General features: G+C 41.8%; 11 protein-coding genes. 3 read left to right on the plus strand and 8 right to left on the minus strand.

All coding sequences use genetic code 11. From position 1 onward, the window contains the following. Positions 1–162: 162 nt before the first annotated feature. From ABMY41_RS16600 to apbC, 3 genes are all read right to left on the minus strand, one after another. Positions 163–3,114, minus strand: a complete 2,952-nt coding sequence (locus ABMY41_RS16600) for a TonB-dependent receptor (RefSeq protein ID WP_287242266.1) — start codon at positions 3,112–3,114, stop codon at positions 163–165. Positions 3,115–3,192: 78 nt separating this feature from the next. Beyond that, positions 3,193–5,844 (minus strand): family 16 glycosylhydrolase, encoded by a 2,652-nt coding sequence (locus ABMY41_RS16605; protein ID WP_349275492.1) that lies wholly within the window; start codon positions 5,842–5,844, stop codon positions 3,193–3,195. Positions 5,845–6,161: 317 nt separating this feature from the next. Further along, complete coding sequence (gene apbC, locus ABMY41_RS16610; protein ID WP_287242247.1) at positions 6,162–7,241, minus strand: iron-sulfur cluster carrier protein ApbC; 1,080 nt, start codon at positions 7,239–7,241, stop codon at positions 6,162–6,164. 178 nt (positions 7,242–7,419) lie between these two features. On the opposite strand from apbC, the gene metG reads away from it, so the two are divergent. Then, positions 7,420–9,444 carry a methionine--tRNA ligase gene (metG, locus tag ABMY41_RS16615; protein WP_349275494.1) on the plus strand — a complete coding sequence of 675 codons (2,025 nt, stop codon included), beginning with the start codon at positions 7,420–7,422 and terminating at the stop codon, positions 9,442–9,444. Positions 9,445–9,508: 64 nt separating this feature from the next. On the opposite strand, the gene lepB is transcribed toward metG, so the two are convergent. Continuing rightward, positions 9,509–10,168 (minus strand): signal peptidase I, encoded by a 660-nt coding sequence (lepB, locus tag ABMY41_RS16620; protein WP_349275495.1) that lies wholly within the window; start codon positions 10,166–10,168, stop codon positions 9,509–9,511. Between the two features lie 185 nt (positions 10,169–10,353). Here lepB and ABMY41_RS16625 point away from each other — a divergent pair, with 185 nt between their 5' ends. Together ABMY41_RS16625 and ABMY41_RS16630 are read left to right on the plus strand one after the other, a co-directional pair. Continuing rightward, the gene (locus ABMY41_RS16625; RefSeq protein ID WP_175078142.1) at positions 10,354–10,812 is read left to right on the plus strand and encodes a hypothetical protein; all 459 of its coding nucleotides are present in this window, start codon (positions 10,354–10,356) and stop codon (positions 10,810–10,812) included. Next, on the plus strand, positions 10,813–11,019 hold the full coding sequence (locus ABMY41_RS16630) for a helix-turn-helix transcriptional regulator (RefSeq protein ID WP_054552938.1): 207 nt from the start codon (positions 10,813–10,815) through the stop codon (positions 11,017–11,019). It begins immediately after the preceding gene. Between the two features lie 56 nt (positions 11,020–11,075). Here ABMY41_RS16630 and ABMY41_RS16635 read toward each other — a convergent pair whose 3' ends face one another. The 4 genes from ABMY41_RS16635 to aceK are packed head-to-tail and all read right to left on the minus strand — an operon-like array spanning position 11,076 to position 14,634. Then, complete coding sequence (locus ABMY41_RS16635; protein WP_054561248.1) at positions 11,076–11,336, minus strand: DUF2999 family protein; 261 nt, start codon at positions 11,334–11,336, stop codon at positions 11,076–11,078. A 53-nt stretch (positions 11,337–11,389) separates the two neighbouring features. Beyond that, positions 11,390–12,352, minus strand: a complete 963-nt coding sequence (locus ABMY41_RS16640; protein ID WP_175081755.1) for a zinc-binding dehydrogenase — start codon at positions 12,350–12,352, stop codon at positions 11,390–11,392. Between the two features lie 8 nt (positions 12,353–12,360). Continuing rightward, complete coding sequence (locus ABMY41_RS16645; protein ID WP_058584827.1) at positions 12,361–12,753, minus strand: hypothetical protein; 393 nt, start codon at positions 12,751–12,753, stop codon at positions 12,361–12,363. A 51-nt stretch (positions 12,754–12,804) separates the two neighbouring features. After that, complete coding sequence (gene aceK / locus ABMY41_RS16650; RefSeq protein ID WP_349275499.1) at positions 12,805–14,634, minus strand: bifunctional isocitrate dehydrogenase kinase/phosphatase; 1,830 nt, start codon at positions 14,632–14,634, stop codon at positions 12,805–12,807. Between the last annotated feature and the right edge of the window lie 99 nt (positions 14,635–14,733).

Genomic DNA, 14,733 nt, shown 5'->3' on the forward strand with positions numbered 1-14,733 from the left:
TTTTCCTTATATGACTTCGCTAAAAATCAAGTAAGGAATTAACATGAGTATTTTTTCAGGCAAAGCCTAAATGATGATAACCACCTACTGAAGTAGGTGGTTTAGGGCCGAAAATAAAAAAAGCCGCTCATTGAGCGGCTTTTGTTCCATCGGGATCACATATTAAAAGCTATAACGGGCACCAATTGTGTAACGAGGTCCGTATTGACGAGCAAATAAGAACTGCTCTTCGTAACGACCGTAGCCACGCTCAGTTTCGTTATTAAGGTTTATACCTTCAAAGAAAACAGTCATGTTTTCGTTGATGTCGTAGTTAACACTTAAGTCCCATTGACCGAAAGTATCGCCAAACTGTGGCGGAGCATCAGTCGAACCTTGCGCTTGACCAACACCAATTAAGTAAGAGTCACGCCATGCATAAGTTACTTTTACTGATAAGCCGTCTTTATCATAGAAGGCTTGGAAGTTAGCTGAATCACTTAAACCTTCTAATGGAAATTGAGGTTCAAGGTCATTTGAATCAAATTCAACATCACCATCTACAAATGTTGCGTTAACCCCTAAACCAAAACCACTTTCACCAAACAAGTGCTGTACAGCAACCTCAATACCGTCAACTGATTTACTATCAGTATTTTGCGGTTGGGTAATTTTCCATACCATCAATGGATCTGAACTCGTTGGCTCAATGGCACCATCCGCATTACCATAACCTAATGCCAGCATTTCATTGAAAATTGCATTTGTAGTAGCTTGCTCGCCACGCGCTTCTACAGATGCCACAGCTTCAAGGTAACGAGGACCATTTAAGATATCGTATAAGCCATCAATCGTAATCTCTTGTGTTGCGTTTGAAATAAAATTATCTACATCTTTTTTGAAGTAACCAACCGATGCGTAGCTACCTTCGCCGTAGTAGTACTCAAGTGATAAATCGAGGTTTGTCGACTCAAACGGCAACAGGTTAGTATTACCTTGCCCGCCAGTACGTGCATCCGGTTTCGGGCTACCCGTTAAGCTTCGGCCACCAGCCAAATTACCCAGCGGCGCACGTGCCATGGTTTTACCCCATGAAACACGACCAACTAGCTCGTCTGTTATTTCAACTTTTACGTCGATATTTGGTAACCAGATATCATAATTACCTTCTTCTTGGTAAAAATTATCTGTACCGCCAGTTTCGTACTGCATGATCCACTCAGATGCACTCACCCAGTTCACCTGGCTTTCTACACGTTGACGAACCGTACTGGTCACATCGGTTTCTTCATAACGAAGACCTGCGTTGATTTGAACAAAGTAATCAGATAATTCAAATTCCCATAAGCTATTCACATAGAAGCTTTGTGTCTTCTCTTCTACGTAGCTTTCACTGTCGATACCATCAAAGAATGGGTCAATTGAATATTGATTATCGCCTAATAAATCTTCGTTTAAATAAGCAAGCTGACGAGCTAACGCTTCTTCAAAGCTATAGGTGTAATAATAATTTGGCTCTAGGGCACTACCACCACCGGCAAACTGATCTAGCATGTCGCCAGTATCATTATAAGTGAACATGCCATCAGGGAATATTTCGGTGAAAGATGGATTAAAACCAGGGCCGCCACGTAAGCCACTCCAAGCAGTAAAACCACCCATAGTTTGCTTAGTATTGGCTGCACCGAATTTCACTTTAACTAGTGGAATTTCAAAGCTTTCATTGAACCAGGTTGCATGAAGCTGAGCTTGCTCAACATTAGACTCACCTGGTGAGTAAATAAACTGACTGAAGTTTGAATCTATCTCACTTGGATCAAGTACCGTCGTACCATTGTTCCAATTAACGTAAGCGTGCGGAATTTCACCAGTGCGGTAATCATACACTTTGCTCTGCAACTGATCTGAGCCAAGAATGATTTGGCCATCAGAACCTAAACCATCATCTGCGCCGTTATCTGTTTCGTTTTTCGAATCATGATAATCGAACTCAACTTCCCACTGGTCATTGATTTGCCATTCTAGGTTTAAACCAATTGAACGTGCTTTAACTTCTGTAGTGGCACGGCTTGCGGTGAATGAACCATCATTACCACTGATATCAGCATAAAGCGCTGTACCATTTTCATCAAGCTCATAACTATTAATGTTACTGCCAAACTCATTCCAAATACCCCAACCTGCAGTTTCAACACCGGTGATTGCACGACTTGCTGTGTAATCAACCGTTGCAGTAAAGCTTTCAATTGGCGAGTACTGTAAAGTTACTTGGCCATTAGTACGCTCACGTTCAACATCAGCAATACTGTAGTTCATGTCTTTCGGGAAGAAATGATTACCGACACGATTGCCTTCGCTATCTACTGCACGTGGGTCAATGTAGTCACCTTCATCAAGGGTTGGTAAGTTAACATTGGCCTGCCAACCTTGAATATTGGCACTTTGCTGTTGAAAATCACGTTCTTGATGAGAGAATGATGCCGCAAAACCAAATGTATCATCAGCATAGGTATTGCTGTACATCGCTGAAAACTCTGGCGTTACATCATCACCTTTTTCGTTTGACGAGTCATGAATAGCTTTAATCGACGAGCTAAACTTTTCGCCTGGGCTATTTAATGGACGAGTTGTAATAATATTTACAGTAGCACCTAGACCACCACTTGGTACATCAGCTTGACCTGATTTTGCTACTTCAAGTGCACTTACACCATCAGCGGCAATATTCTCAAGGGCGTATGAACGCGTATAACCTGTGCCTGGCATTTGACGGCCATTCAGCATTACTAGGTTAAACTCAGGGCCAAAACCACGTACCGTAATTTCGCTACCTTCGCCGTTTGAACGGCTCACTGATACACCGGTAATACGCTGTAATGATTCAGCTAAGTTAGTATCTGGGAACTTACCCATCTCTTCTGCTGAAATCGCATCTACAACACCTGTTGCATCACGTTTCATATCCATGGCGCGGATCAGACTGCCACGAATACCTTTAATTTCGATAACTTCAATTTCGTTATCAGCTTTCTCTTGCTCATCCTGTGCATAAGCAGACATAGTGCCTAGCCCTGCGGTTAAAATCATCGCAACTGACGCTGCAAGAGGTGTTTTAATAAATTTTGTGCTTTTCATGATATACCTGCTTTTGCAATATGTTGTCATGGATACTGGGTGCTGTAATCAGCACCCATCACTTGTTGCCAATGTTAATTACGGGTTTGCAATAACTGCATTATCAATACGGTAAACCGCACCTTCACCCATCCCCCATGACGGGAACACCATAACAACGTCGATTGCACTAATATCAAGACCTGCACTTAGTAAATCGGCAAGTGTATAAGTATAGGTTTGCCACTCACCAACCACAGGCTCGACACCTTCTTGGCTTGCACTTAACGCAAGCTCCACAGCTTGACCTGCATCGTTTGATTCAATTTTGAATAACCACTGAGCATCTGGGTCGCTGGCGTTTGAAACAATTTTCATTTCAAAACGAACCACACCTTCAGATAATAAGTGCGATGCATCAAAGCTCACGCCATCATCAGCTAAAAAGCCCATTACCGTAGCGGTAGAACCAATTTGAAATTCTGCCACAGAGCCATGAGTTTCATCGTCAGTTTCGACTGTTGGCGTGCTACCAGCACAACAATCCCAAATGCTCCACTGATCTGCCACGTTTTCGGCAAACAGCGTCAGCTCTGATGCTGCCGATTCTTGTTCTGGTGCATAAATGCGAGCATTGTCGACACGGTAAACTGCACCTTCACCTTGACCCCAAGCAGGGAAAATCATGATTACATCAATAGCACTCACATCTAAACCTGCGTTTAATAAAGTACTGATTGGGAACGTGTATGTTTGCCATTCACCAGCAACAGGGTCAACACCTTCTGAGCTTGTGTTAAGGTTAACTTCTACTGCTGTTGCACCTTCATTAGACTCAACTTTTAATAGCCAAGCCGCATCTGGTGTTGATGGTAAAGAAGTGATCTTCATCTCAAACTGCAGCATGCCGTCATCAACCAATGCTGATGCATCAAACTGCGTACCACTACCACCAGATGAAGTACGGTTAATAAAGCCCATTACCGTAGGAGTTGCACCAATAGAGAACTCTGCAGTAACACCATGTTCTTCGTCGTCGACTACTTCAACAGGTGTTGAACCACCACAACAATCCCATAGCGGCCAATCAAGATTAGTTTCATCAGTGAATAAAGTTAATGAAGGTAATGTTGTTGTGCCGCCATTGGTTATTTCAACATTATCAACACGGTAAACAGCACCCTCACCTTGCCCCCATTCAGGGAAAATCATGATCACATCAATTAGCGATACATTTAAATCAGCGTCAGCTAATGCTTGTATTGGGAAAGTATAGGTTTGCCATTCACCAGCAACTGGACTAACACCTTCATTACTTTCGTTTAGATTTAGCTGAACGGCTTTATCCCCTCCATCACTTTCTATTTTAAAGTACCAGTTAACATCTGCCGTTGATGGTAAAGACGTCACCTGCATATCAAACGTTACATAGCCGTCTTCTAACAGTGCACTAGCATCATAAGGAGACGCTTCACCATTTTCATCGGTAATAAAGGCATCACGGCTAATAAAGCCATTTACTGTAGGCTCTGCACCCACACTAAATTCAACTACATTACCACGGTCTGCATCTTCAACTAACCCTGGCGTTGTGCCACCACAACAGTCCCACGCAGGCCAGTTAGGGTTAAAGCTGCTATCAAAGATAGTAAGTGGTGTGACTGTGCCATCACTTGGTGGTGTTGGCGCCGGGGCTGCACCTTGCACAAGTGCATCTTCTAAATTGTCGTAACCAGGGCGAACTGTTTCACAGCCTTTACCTGTGTCTGGGTCTTGAGCACATTCATAAACACGTACATAGTCAACCTCAAAAGTTTGACCATTTTCGAATGCACTTGCATCAATACCGGTTGCATTAACGTTTTCAGGCCAATCACCGCCAACTGCGAAGTTAAGAATTAAATAAAACTCTTGGTCATAAGGAGATTCATCCCAAAACGTTTTTAACTCACCAGTTGTTTGGTCAAAGTACTCTGTGTACCAACCTTTATGTTTTAGAGCCAGCGCTTCACCATTTGCATTGTAAAGTAGCTCTGACTTGCGCTGTGTCGCGTATAAGTAGTCATCAACATACCAGCGAATTTCACCCTCTTGCCACTCAATAGCATAAGTATGAAAGTCATCAGCAGGGTTTGACCCTTGGTCAAATGCATAAGCCTTACCACTGCTATCATTATTTGGCCACTCTTTGCCATAGTGAAGCGTGCCGTAAATATTTGACTCGACACCATCTTCGGTTGGAACTTTTAAGTTAACCGACTCAACAATGTCAATTTCACCAGAGCGAGGCCAGCCACCGTAAACTTCATCGGTTGGCATCATCCAGAACGCAGGCCAAGAACCTTGCCCACTAGGTAGCTTTGCGCGTACTTCAAAGCGACCATATTTAAAATCAGCTTTATAGCGAGTATTGATACGTGCAGATGTATAAGGTTTTGTTGCACCCTCTTCTGCAGGTAATGCAACTATATTTAGAATACCGTCTGCAACAAAGGCGTTTTCTTCACTGTCGGTATAACATTGTTTTTCGTTATTACCGCCACCCGCACAGTTTATTTCGAAATTCCATTTGTTGTCATCAATGGCATCGCCGTCAAAGTTATCTTCCCAAACCATCACCCAATCTGAAACTGGTTCAGTTGGATCGACAGTATCTATTTTTGTATCTGTGGCAGAGCCACCGCAGCCAGCTAAAGTCGCTACAGAAAGCGCCATTGCTAGTTGTGTTAAGTGTGTTTTGAATTTGTTCATTGCATTGAACCCTAACATTATGTGTTTGTTAGTACTCAACTGATATATATAGAGTATAGTTTTAATCAGTCAATTGTAAGCGCTTACATTAAAGGTCAAATAAAAAGCCCTTTTAATGTAAGCGCTTTCATTAGGGTATGACACGGTTACTAAAACGTCAATAAAATATTAACATTTACTGCGAAATTGTTTTTAGTCTAAGTGATTCACAAGACAAGACGTGAACAAAAAAATGAGGTAGTACCCTCACAGCAAGACAAATCACTAATAACAACTTTATTAATTAAAAAGTCTCGCTGTAAAAATATTTGCTACTATCAGTCTTCGGTAATGATGATTTCAATAGAACTTGACTGCGCCTGTTGATAATACAAGCTACTAGCAAGCACACGGGCAGCGGTTTTGTAGGTTTCACTTATTTTAGCCGCGTTGTCTTTGGCTATTAAATTGCCCTGCTCTGAGCTTTCGCGAATTTCAATAGCCAGCGGAATATTAGCAAGCACAGGCACGCCATGACGATGCGCTAATGTCACAGCGCCATCTTTACCAAATACATGATTGGGCTCACCACAATGTCCACACAAGAAATAACTCATGTTTTCAATTAAACCAAGCACAGGCACGTTCACTTTATTGAACATAGCAATGCCCTTTTGTGCATCGGCTAAGGCCAAATCTTGAGGCGTTGTAATGATCACAGCGCCACTTGCTGGTACTTTTTGGCTCATGGTTAATTGAATGTCACCGGTGCCGGGAGGCATATCAACAATTAGGTAATCAAGCTCACCCCAGGCGGTTTCGTTCATTAATTGATTAAGTGCACCTGATGCCATTGGCCCGCGCCAAACGGTTGCATCATCGCTAGGTACTAAAAAGCCGATCGATTGCGCTTTGAGATTGTGCGCTTCAAAAGGAAGTAAGCTTTTATCATCGGCTGCTTTCGGCTCAGCACCTTGTAGGCCAAGAAGCAGCGGAATAGACGGGCCATAAATATCGGCATCGAGAATACCCACTTTGGCACCCTCTTGCTCTAAAGCCGAGGCAAGATTTACCGCCGTGGTTGATTTTCCAACGCCGCCCTTACCTGATGCAACGAGCACAATATGTTTAATTTGCTTAAAACTATATGTGCTAGGTAATTTAACTTTAGCGCTAATTGACACAGGCACTGATAGTTTATCAGCGACAAATTTTTCAATCTCGTTGATTTCGCCACAACCAGCGAAAGGTAGGCTAAGTTTTACCTGCCAGCTTTTATCGCTGTTTTGATTAAGCTCTTCGAGCCAGTCTTGCTCAATGCCAATGGCAAATGCGCTACTACGGTAGGCGGCTAAGGCAGCAATGATAGGTGCTTTTTCAGCCGATTTACTTGAGAATAGTTTTGACAGTCCAAACATAGCAATAAATTAGCGTTTCTTTGATGAAAAGTGCTGCGGAATTATGTAACATTCATGGCATTAAAACCAGACAATTAGATAATATCATTGCTTTAGGTTGTATATAAGCAACTCACAATGAATTAAATAATGATATTCGAGCATGTTTGCATCGAACTAATCTCAATTCGGAATGATTATGGCACAGCGAAAGATCCTGATTACTAGCGCATTACCTTATGCCAATGGCCCGACTCACTTAGGTCATTTACTAGAATATATCCAAACTGATATTTGGGCGCGTTTCCAAAAACAACAAGGTCATGAAACCTACTACGTTTGCGCGGATGATGCTCACGGCACACCAATTATGCTTAATGCGCAAAAGCAAGGGATCACGCCAGAAGAGATGGTTAAAAACGTGAGTGTTGAACGTCAACGTGACTTTGCTGATTTCAATATTGAGTTTGATAACTACCACAGCACGCACAGTGAAGAGAACCGCCATTTCAGCGAGCTAATCTACAACCGTTTAAATGAAGCGGGTCACATTAAAAAGCACACTATTTCTCAACTTTTCGACCCAGAGAAAGGTATCTTCTTACCAGATCGCTTTGTAACAGGTACTTGCCCAACGTGTAAGTCTGAAGATCAAAACGGTGACAGCTGTGATTCTTGTGGTGCAACTTACAGCCCAACTGAGCTTATCAACCCACGCTCTGTTATGTCAGGTGCTGAGCCAATCTTAAAAGATTCGGAGCATTACTTCTTCGACCTACCTGCTTTTGAAGACATGCTTAAAGAGTGGTTACACTCAGGTACGATTCAACAAGAAATGGCGAACAAGCTTGATGAATGGTTTGCAGATGGCCTACAGCAGTGGGATATCAGCCGTGACGCACCTTACTTTGGTTTTGAAATCCCAGGTGCACCGGGTAAATACTTCTACGTGTGGTTAGACGCACCTATTGGCTACATGGCGAGCTTTAAAAACCTGTGTGATAAGAAAGGGATTGATTTTGATGCATTCTGGAGCGAAGACTCAGATGCAGAGCTTTACCACTTCATTGGTAAAGATATCATCTATTTCCACAGTCTATTCTGGCCTGCAATGTTAGATGGCGCAAAATTCAGAAAGCCAACAAATGTATTTGCCCACGGTTTTGTAACTGTGAATGGCGCGAAGATGTCTAAATCAAAAGGCACTTTTGTTAAGGCGCGTACTTACCTTGATAACCTAGATCCTGAATATCTTCGTTATTACTACGCAGCAAAACTAAACAACGGCATCACTGACCTTGATTTAAACCTTGAAGACTTTGCACTACGTGTAAACTCAGACTTAGTAGGTAAAGTGGTTAATATCGCAAGTCGTTGTGCAAGCTTCATTACCAAGAAGTTTGACGGCAAGCTTAGCGACACCGTAATGGACGAAGCGCTATTAGGTGAGTTCCAAGCAGCTGCTGCAAGCATCGCAAACCACTATGAAAACCGTGATTACAGCCGTGCAATTCGTGAAATCATGGCCCTTGCTGATAAAGCAAACCAATTCATCGACGCTAAGGCACCATGGGTGTTAATTAAAGACGAAACAAAACAACAAGAAGCACACGATGTATGCTCACTTGGTTTAAATATGTTCCGTGTACTTATCACCTACTTAAAACCTGTTCTTCCAGGTATGGCTGCAAACGTTGAAGCCTTCTTAAACGACGGTTTAACATGGCAAGGCGCGCAAACAGCGCTTGTTGGCCACGCAATTAATAAGTTCAAACCGTTAATGCAACGTGTTGAAATGGATAAAGTAAACAAAATGATTGAAGAGTCAAAAGAAAGTCTAGTTGCTGAAAAAGACAAGATTGATCCAAACAGCCCACTAGCAAAAGAACCCATCAGCCCAGAAATCGAATTTGATGATTTTGCGAAAGTTGATTTACGCGTAGCAAAAATTGCTAAAGCAGAACACGTTGAAGGCGCAGATAAGTTATTAAAACTAACTTTAGATTTAGGTGGCGAAACGCGCCAAGTATTCGCAGGCATTAAATCTGCGTATGCACCAGAAGACATTGAAGGCAAGCTAACGGTAATGGTAGCGAACCTTAAGCCTCGTAAGATGCGTTTCGGTATGTCTGAAGGCATGGTATTAGCTGCAGGCCCTGGCGGTAAAGAAATTTATATTCTTAATCCAGATGAAGGCTCAGAGCCTGGCATGCGTGTAATGTAATTACACAATTTCTAGTTAATATAAAAAACCGTTGTGTTTCAGACACAACGGTTTTTTTGTTTATCTAGGGTGCTAAGTACAAATTATGTAAAACCCGTTCTTTTCGAGGTAAGTAATAATCATCATAATCGAGTGACACAAGCACCCCTTTAGCTTTGCCTAATAACTCACTGCGAGGCACTAGCCCAATCACTCGTGAGTCTGCACTATTATCACGGTTATCGCCCATCGCTAGATACATATCTTTGGGAATAACGACAGGTGCAAAATGCTGCATCACCGAGGGCGTTTTTGATACCTGAATAGCGTGCTGAACACCGGCAAGGTTTTCAATGAGTATCTGCTGCTCTTGCTTATCATCAGTTAATGCGTAATCAAGTGCTTTACCGTTAATGATTAATTTGTTATCGACTAAAGTCACTGTATCGCCCGGCACGCCAATAACACGCTTTATTAAGCGATTATTTGCAGCCTTAGAATCAAATACAATGATATCACCGGCTTTTGGCTCATCAGTACGCATTAGCGAAATATGACTAAATGGCACACGCAGATCATAAGCCATTTTATCCGTTAAAATTCGGTCCCCTTCAACGATGGTCGGATTCATTGAGCCTGTTGGCACTTCATACCAATCAGCCACCGCACTTCTAAACACACTCATCAAACAGATGAATAAAATCAAAGAGCGGTTATTTTCCCATACCTTCAAAAGCCAGTTCATATTCGTTCCTTATTTGTTGTTTGTTTCAATAGGAGTCTGTTCGGTAGGAATTAGTTCTCAACTAAATGTAACGAAATACGTCAATGATAAAAATACCATACATGATGTTAAAAAATTTGACATCACACCCAATGAGTAGTTCACTTAACACTAAGTCAAATATTTTTTACATAGGGTGGAAGAAAATGAGCTACAAAGAAATGACAATTTGGAGCACCTTGGTGGTAACCATAGGCCTTTTAAGCTATTACCTGTTAGGCATTAATTCACTACAAGCTGCGGGTGATCTTAGCCAAGAGACCATGGTGTCTTATTTGTATAAGGTTGTCGTGATTGCGGTGATCTTAGAGATCATTATGCAATCTGTGCTTGCTAGTATTAAACATAAAGAAGCAGACTTAGGGGATGATGAGCGTGATAAGCTCATTGAGCTAAAAAGCACCAAACTTGGTCACTGGTTCTGCTCTGCAATTATCTTAATGTGTGTATTTTTAGCGACGCAAATTGAACGTGTATCTGGACGCATGCTGTTACCTGAGGTCTCTGATCTATATAATATTATGCACTTTCTTATTATTGGTTTTTTAGTCAGTGAAATTATTACTATTGCCAGCAAAGCATATTTATATCGAAGAGACAGCTAGATGACAAAACAGCTCAGTAATACTATTCGGGAACTTCGATTTCATCACAACGAAATGACTCAGCAAGCATTGGCAGAGGCAGTTGGCGTTTCAAGACAAACTATAGTAGCAATTGAAAAAGGTAAATATTCACCCTCGCTCGAGGTGGCTTTTAAGATTGCTCAACTGTTTGATAAGAAACTAGACGACGTGTTTTCGTATCAGTAATTAACAAAAAAGGTTAGCCAAAGAGCTAACCTTTTTTAAATTCGTATCATTTAATTTTATGACTGCTGATTTTTGAACTGCGCTTTGGCTTGCTCAACTTCATCATCACTGATACCCACTGATTCAGCCGCTTCTTTAATAAGGTGTGGCTGCGTCATCACTAATGCCATCAATTGTTGAAGCTTTTCTGGTGGGATACCTAACTGTTGGACCAGACCCATTGCCATCATTGGGTTTTCCATAAACGCTTGAAACAGCTCACGCACTTTCTCGTCACTTACATTGTGCTCTTTGAGCATTGCAATAATAGGGTTCATATTAACCTTTACTTTTAACTACTAATAAAACCAATAATATGGGCAAATTGATGTTATTCAACTAACATCACCACTTTTCCCGAGTTTTCGTTGTTATCTAAAATACGGTGAGCCTCATTCGCTTCTTGCCAATTTAAGGTTTTATAGATATTGCAATCGAACAGCCCGTTGGCCAAGTCATCATAAAAGCGCGAAATAAACTGCTCTTTTAAATCACGTTTAAACTCAATTGAACGGTTACGCAAGGTTGATGCATGAAAGGAAATACGTTTGCTAAGCAGCCTTGCAAAGTCAACCTCAGCAAAGCGCGCATCTAAAAAGGCTAACATCACAATTTGGCAATCCATTGCTGCAACGGCAGCATTTTTATTTAAATAGCTTCCTGAGACAGGATCAACAATGGTGTTAGCCTGTAAATTATTGGCTTTGAAGTATTCTACAAAATCAGCGGTTTTATAATTAATGGTGTGGTCTGCGCCAAGCTGCTTGGCATGTTCGCACTTTTCATCGCTGCCTGCAGTGATCACCACTTGAGCACCCGCGCGTTTTGCCATTTGAATTGCCGCCCCACCTACACCACTGGCTCCCGCATGAATAAGTGCCGTCTGCCCTGCTTTGAGCTGACCAAATTGAAATAAGGCAGAGAAAGCCGTTAAGTATACTTCACTGATAGCAGCGCCCTCTGCCATTGTCATTTCATCTGGTAACGGCATCACTTGCGCAGCATCAACGGCAACATACTCGCTGTAAGCACCGCCCGCGCACAAGGTAAAAACACGTTTATTAAGCCAGTCACCGGATACTGCACTACCTTTCTCAACAATGGTGCCGGCGCATTCTAAACCTAATATTTCACTGTCACCTTTGGGTGCTGGATATTTGCCCTGTCGCTGTAAACAATCTGCCCGATTAACGCCGATTGCTGCAACAGCAATAAGAACTTCGTTATCTTTTAGGGCTGGTTTATCTGTTTGCGCAAAGTGTAACTGTGAGTCTTCGTGCTTAATATAACGCATATCACCTTCTATTTAATTCGTTGCCAGATCTCAGCTTCGACTAATTTGCCATTTTCATACAAGGTGTGGTGCCATAAATCACCTTCAATTTTGTAATCAAATGCCATGGTCTTACCAAGTAGTGAAGGTACATTACCATAGGAAAAAGTTTCGATAAATTGCTGGTCTTGCAAAACATATTTGCCGCCACCAGCATAATGAAAGTTGCCTTGCTTTTGAGTGATATAGCTAAAATGACTGGGTGTAATCAGTTTAACAGAGGTTATTTCTGGCGCTTTTGCCGTCACATAGCCGTCATTGGTTGCATATTTGCCTTCAACAAATTGCCAGCTACCTAATAACGGATTGGCGCTTACCATAGACGAAATAAATAAACTCGATAATAACAGTGTGTTTTTCATAGTGCGTTCCTTAGCAATTTTTAAATAGCATACGCTAACACTATGTTCCTATTAAACAGTTATAGGTTGAGATTTTTTCATTTGAGCTCTCATCGACGAAAAGCGCCAAGACTGCTTATAAGGATAAACATCAAGCAATTGCCCATCGTTTATGGCTGTCTGTAATTGCTGCCACATTGTGGCGGTGAAAATATCTTGATGTGCAGCATTGAAGTAATCAAACGCTCGCTTATTAGCGCTAAAAAAGATTTTAAACTGGCTCGGAAATACGTCGTTTTCGGCAATATCAAAGTAGCTTTCGCTGCTTAGCTCATCTAATGAGTCATCGGTTTTTGGCAGTTCTCTAAATTGACATTCTGTCATCGGGCAAATTTCATCATAGTCGTAGAACACTACTCTTCCCCAACGGGTTACACCAAAGTTTTTCATCAGCATATCACCGGGGAAAATATTAGCCCCCGCAAGCTCTTTTATCGCTTTACCGTAATCAACCATTACTTGCTGCAGTTTTCGCTCATCACAGTCGTTGATATACAAATTAAGCGGCGTCATTTTGCGCTCTACATAAACATGGCGCAAAATAAGTGCATTACCCGAGATCACTAAGCTATCGCCAATTTGCTGCTGCATTGTTTGTATAAGCTCATCACTAAATCGGCTTAAATCAAACGCTAAATAACGAAATTCGTGTGTATCAACTAAGCGGCCTACTCGGTCAGCTTGTTTGACAAAGTCGTACTTGGCCATTACTTGTTGTTTGGTGGCTGTTTTTGGTGCACTAAATTTATCTTTTATTACCTTATACACATAATCTGAGCCTGGGGTGGTAAATACCAGCATCACCATGCCCGGCGTACCCGGCGCAAGTGTGTATTTATCGTCAACGGGGCTATTACGGGTGGTATCAACTTTGTAACGATAAAACTCGGTTTTCGCGTGTTTGATAAAGCCTATGGCATTAAACAGCTCAAAACGTTGCTTATGAGGCATTAAAACACTGAGGTAATCAACGTATCGGGCGGGTTGGTCAGTGTCGACCATAAAATAAGTACGCGCAAAGCCAAACAACAAGCTGAGTTGATCAGCTCCCATCATCACAGCATCAATGTGAAGACCTTTTTCACTGTTTAATAGCGCAATCGCAAATGGCATGTTATCGCCATTTTTAGCAATACAACGACCTATGATGTAGCACGCTTTATTTCTGAAAAACAATGAATTAGCGTATTCAATATAGCCATCGTTGAGAGCAAGCAGCTCATAAACTTGTGGGCATTGTTGTTTCGCTCCAGCAATCAAGGTACGCTGTAACATGGCAACATCATCAGTAAAATCAGCGTATCGTGACCGAAATACATGGCGCTTGATCAAGCTACTAATCGCACTTTCAAAGCCATTTTGCAGGGAAATGCGGCTAACCAATGAATCAAAGGGTCTTGGCCCCAGTTGATATCGTGCTTTTAGTACAAACAAGTGCACATTGCGGATTTTTCGTGAGTCCCAAATTGCACCGAAGGTTGAGTTAAAAAAGGTATGAGCAATAGGCTGGTTTTCATGGCTTTGCACCATTTCTGTGTATATTTGTTTGGCTAATAACCAAAGTGCTGGGTCGTCTACTTCACTATAAGCAATAATTTTTACCGCTTGGCTTACCTTTTTTACTTGCCCTTCGTAAACTTGCAATCGCGATTTCATAGCCCCTTGAACTTGATGCCACTGGCGCTGTTCAAAACGACTTTGTGCACCGAGGGTAATATTTAAAAACTCTGCAAACATAGCCTCAAAGCCAGCATACACCGCACGGGCAAGCTTAGTTGCTACGACCTGATTTAACTGTTCGCTGTGTGATTTAACAGCCAAATGTGAACTTTGCTGTGGCATTATTTTTATCGCTTATGCTGATTATTTTAGTCGCCTTGTTTACACACAATAGCAAGCGCGCTTTAATTTAGGTAATTAATAAAGATAATAAATAAGATT

Origin of the sequence: Pseudoalteromonas sp. BZA4 (assembly GCF_040104395.1) — a bacterium.
In the GTDB taxonomy this organism is placed as follows: Bacteria; Pseudomonadota; Gammaproteobacteria; order Enterobacterales; family Alteromonadaceae; genus Pseudoalteromonas.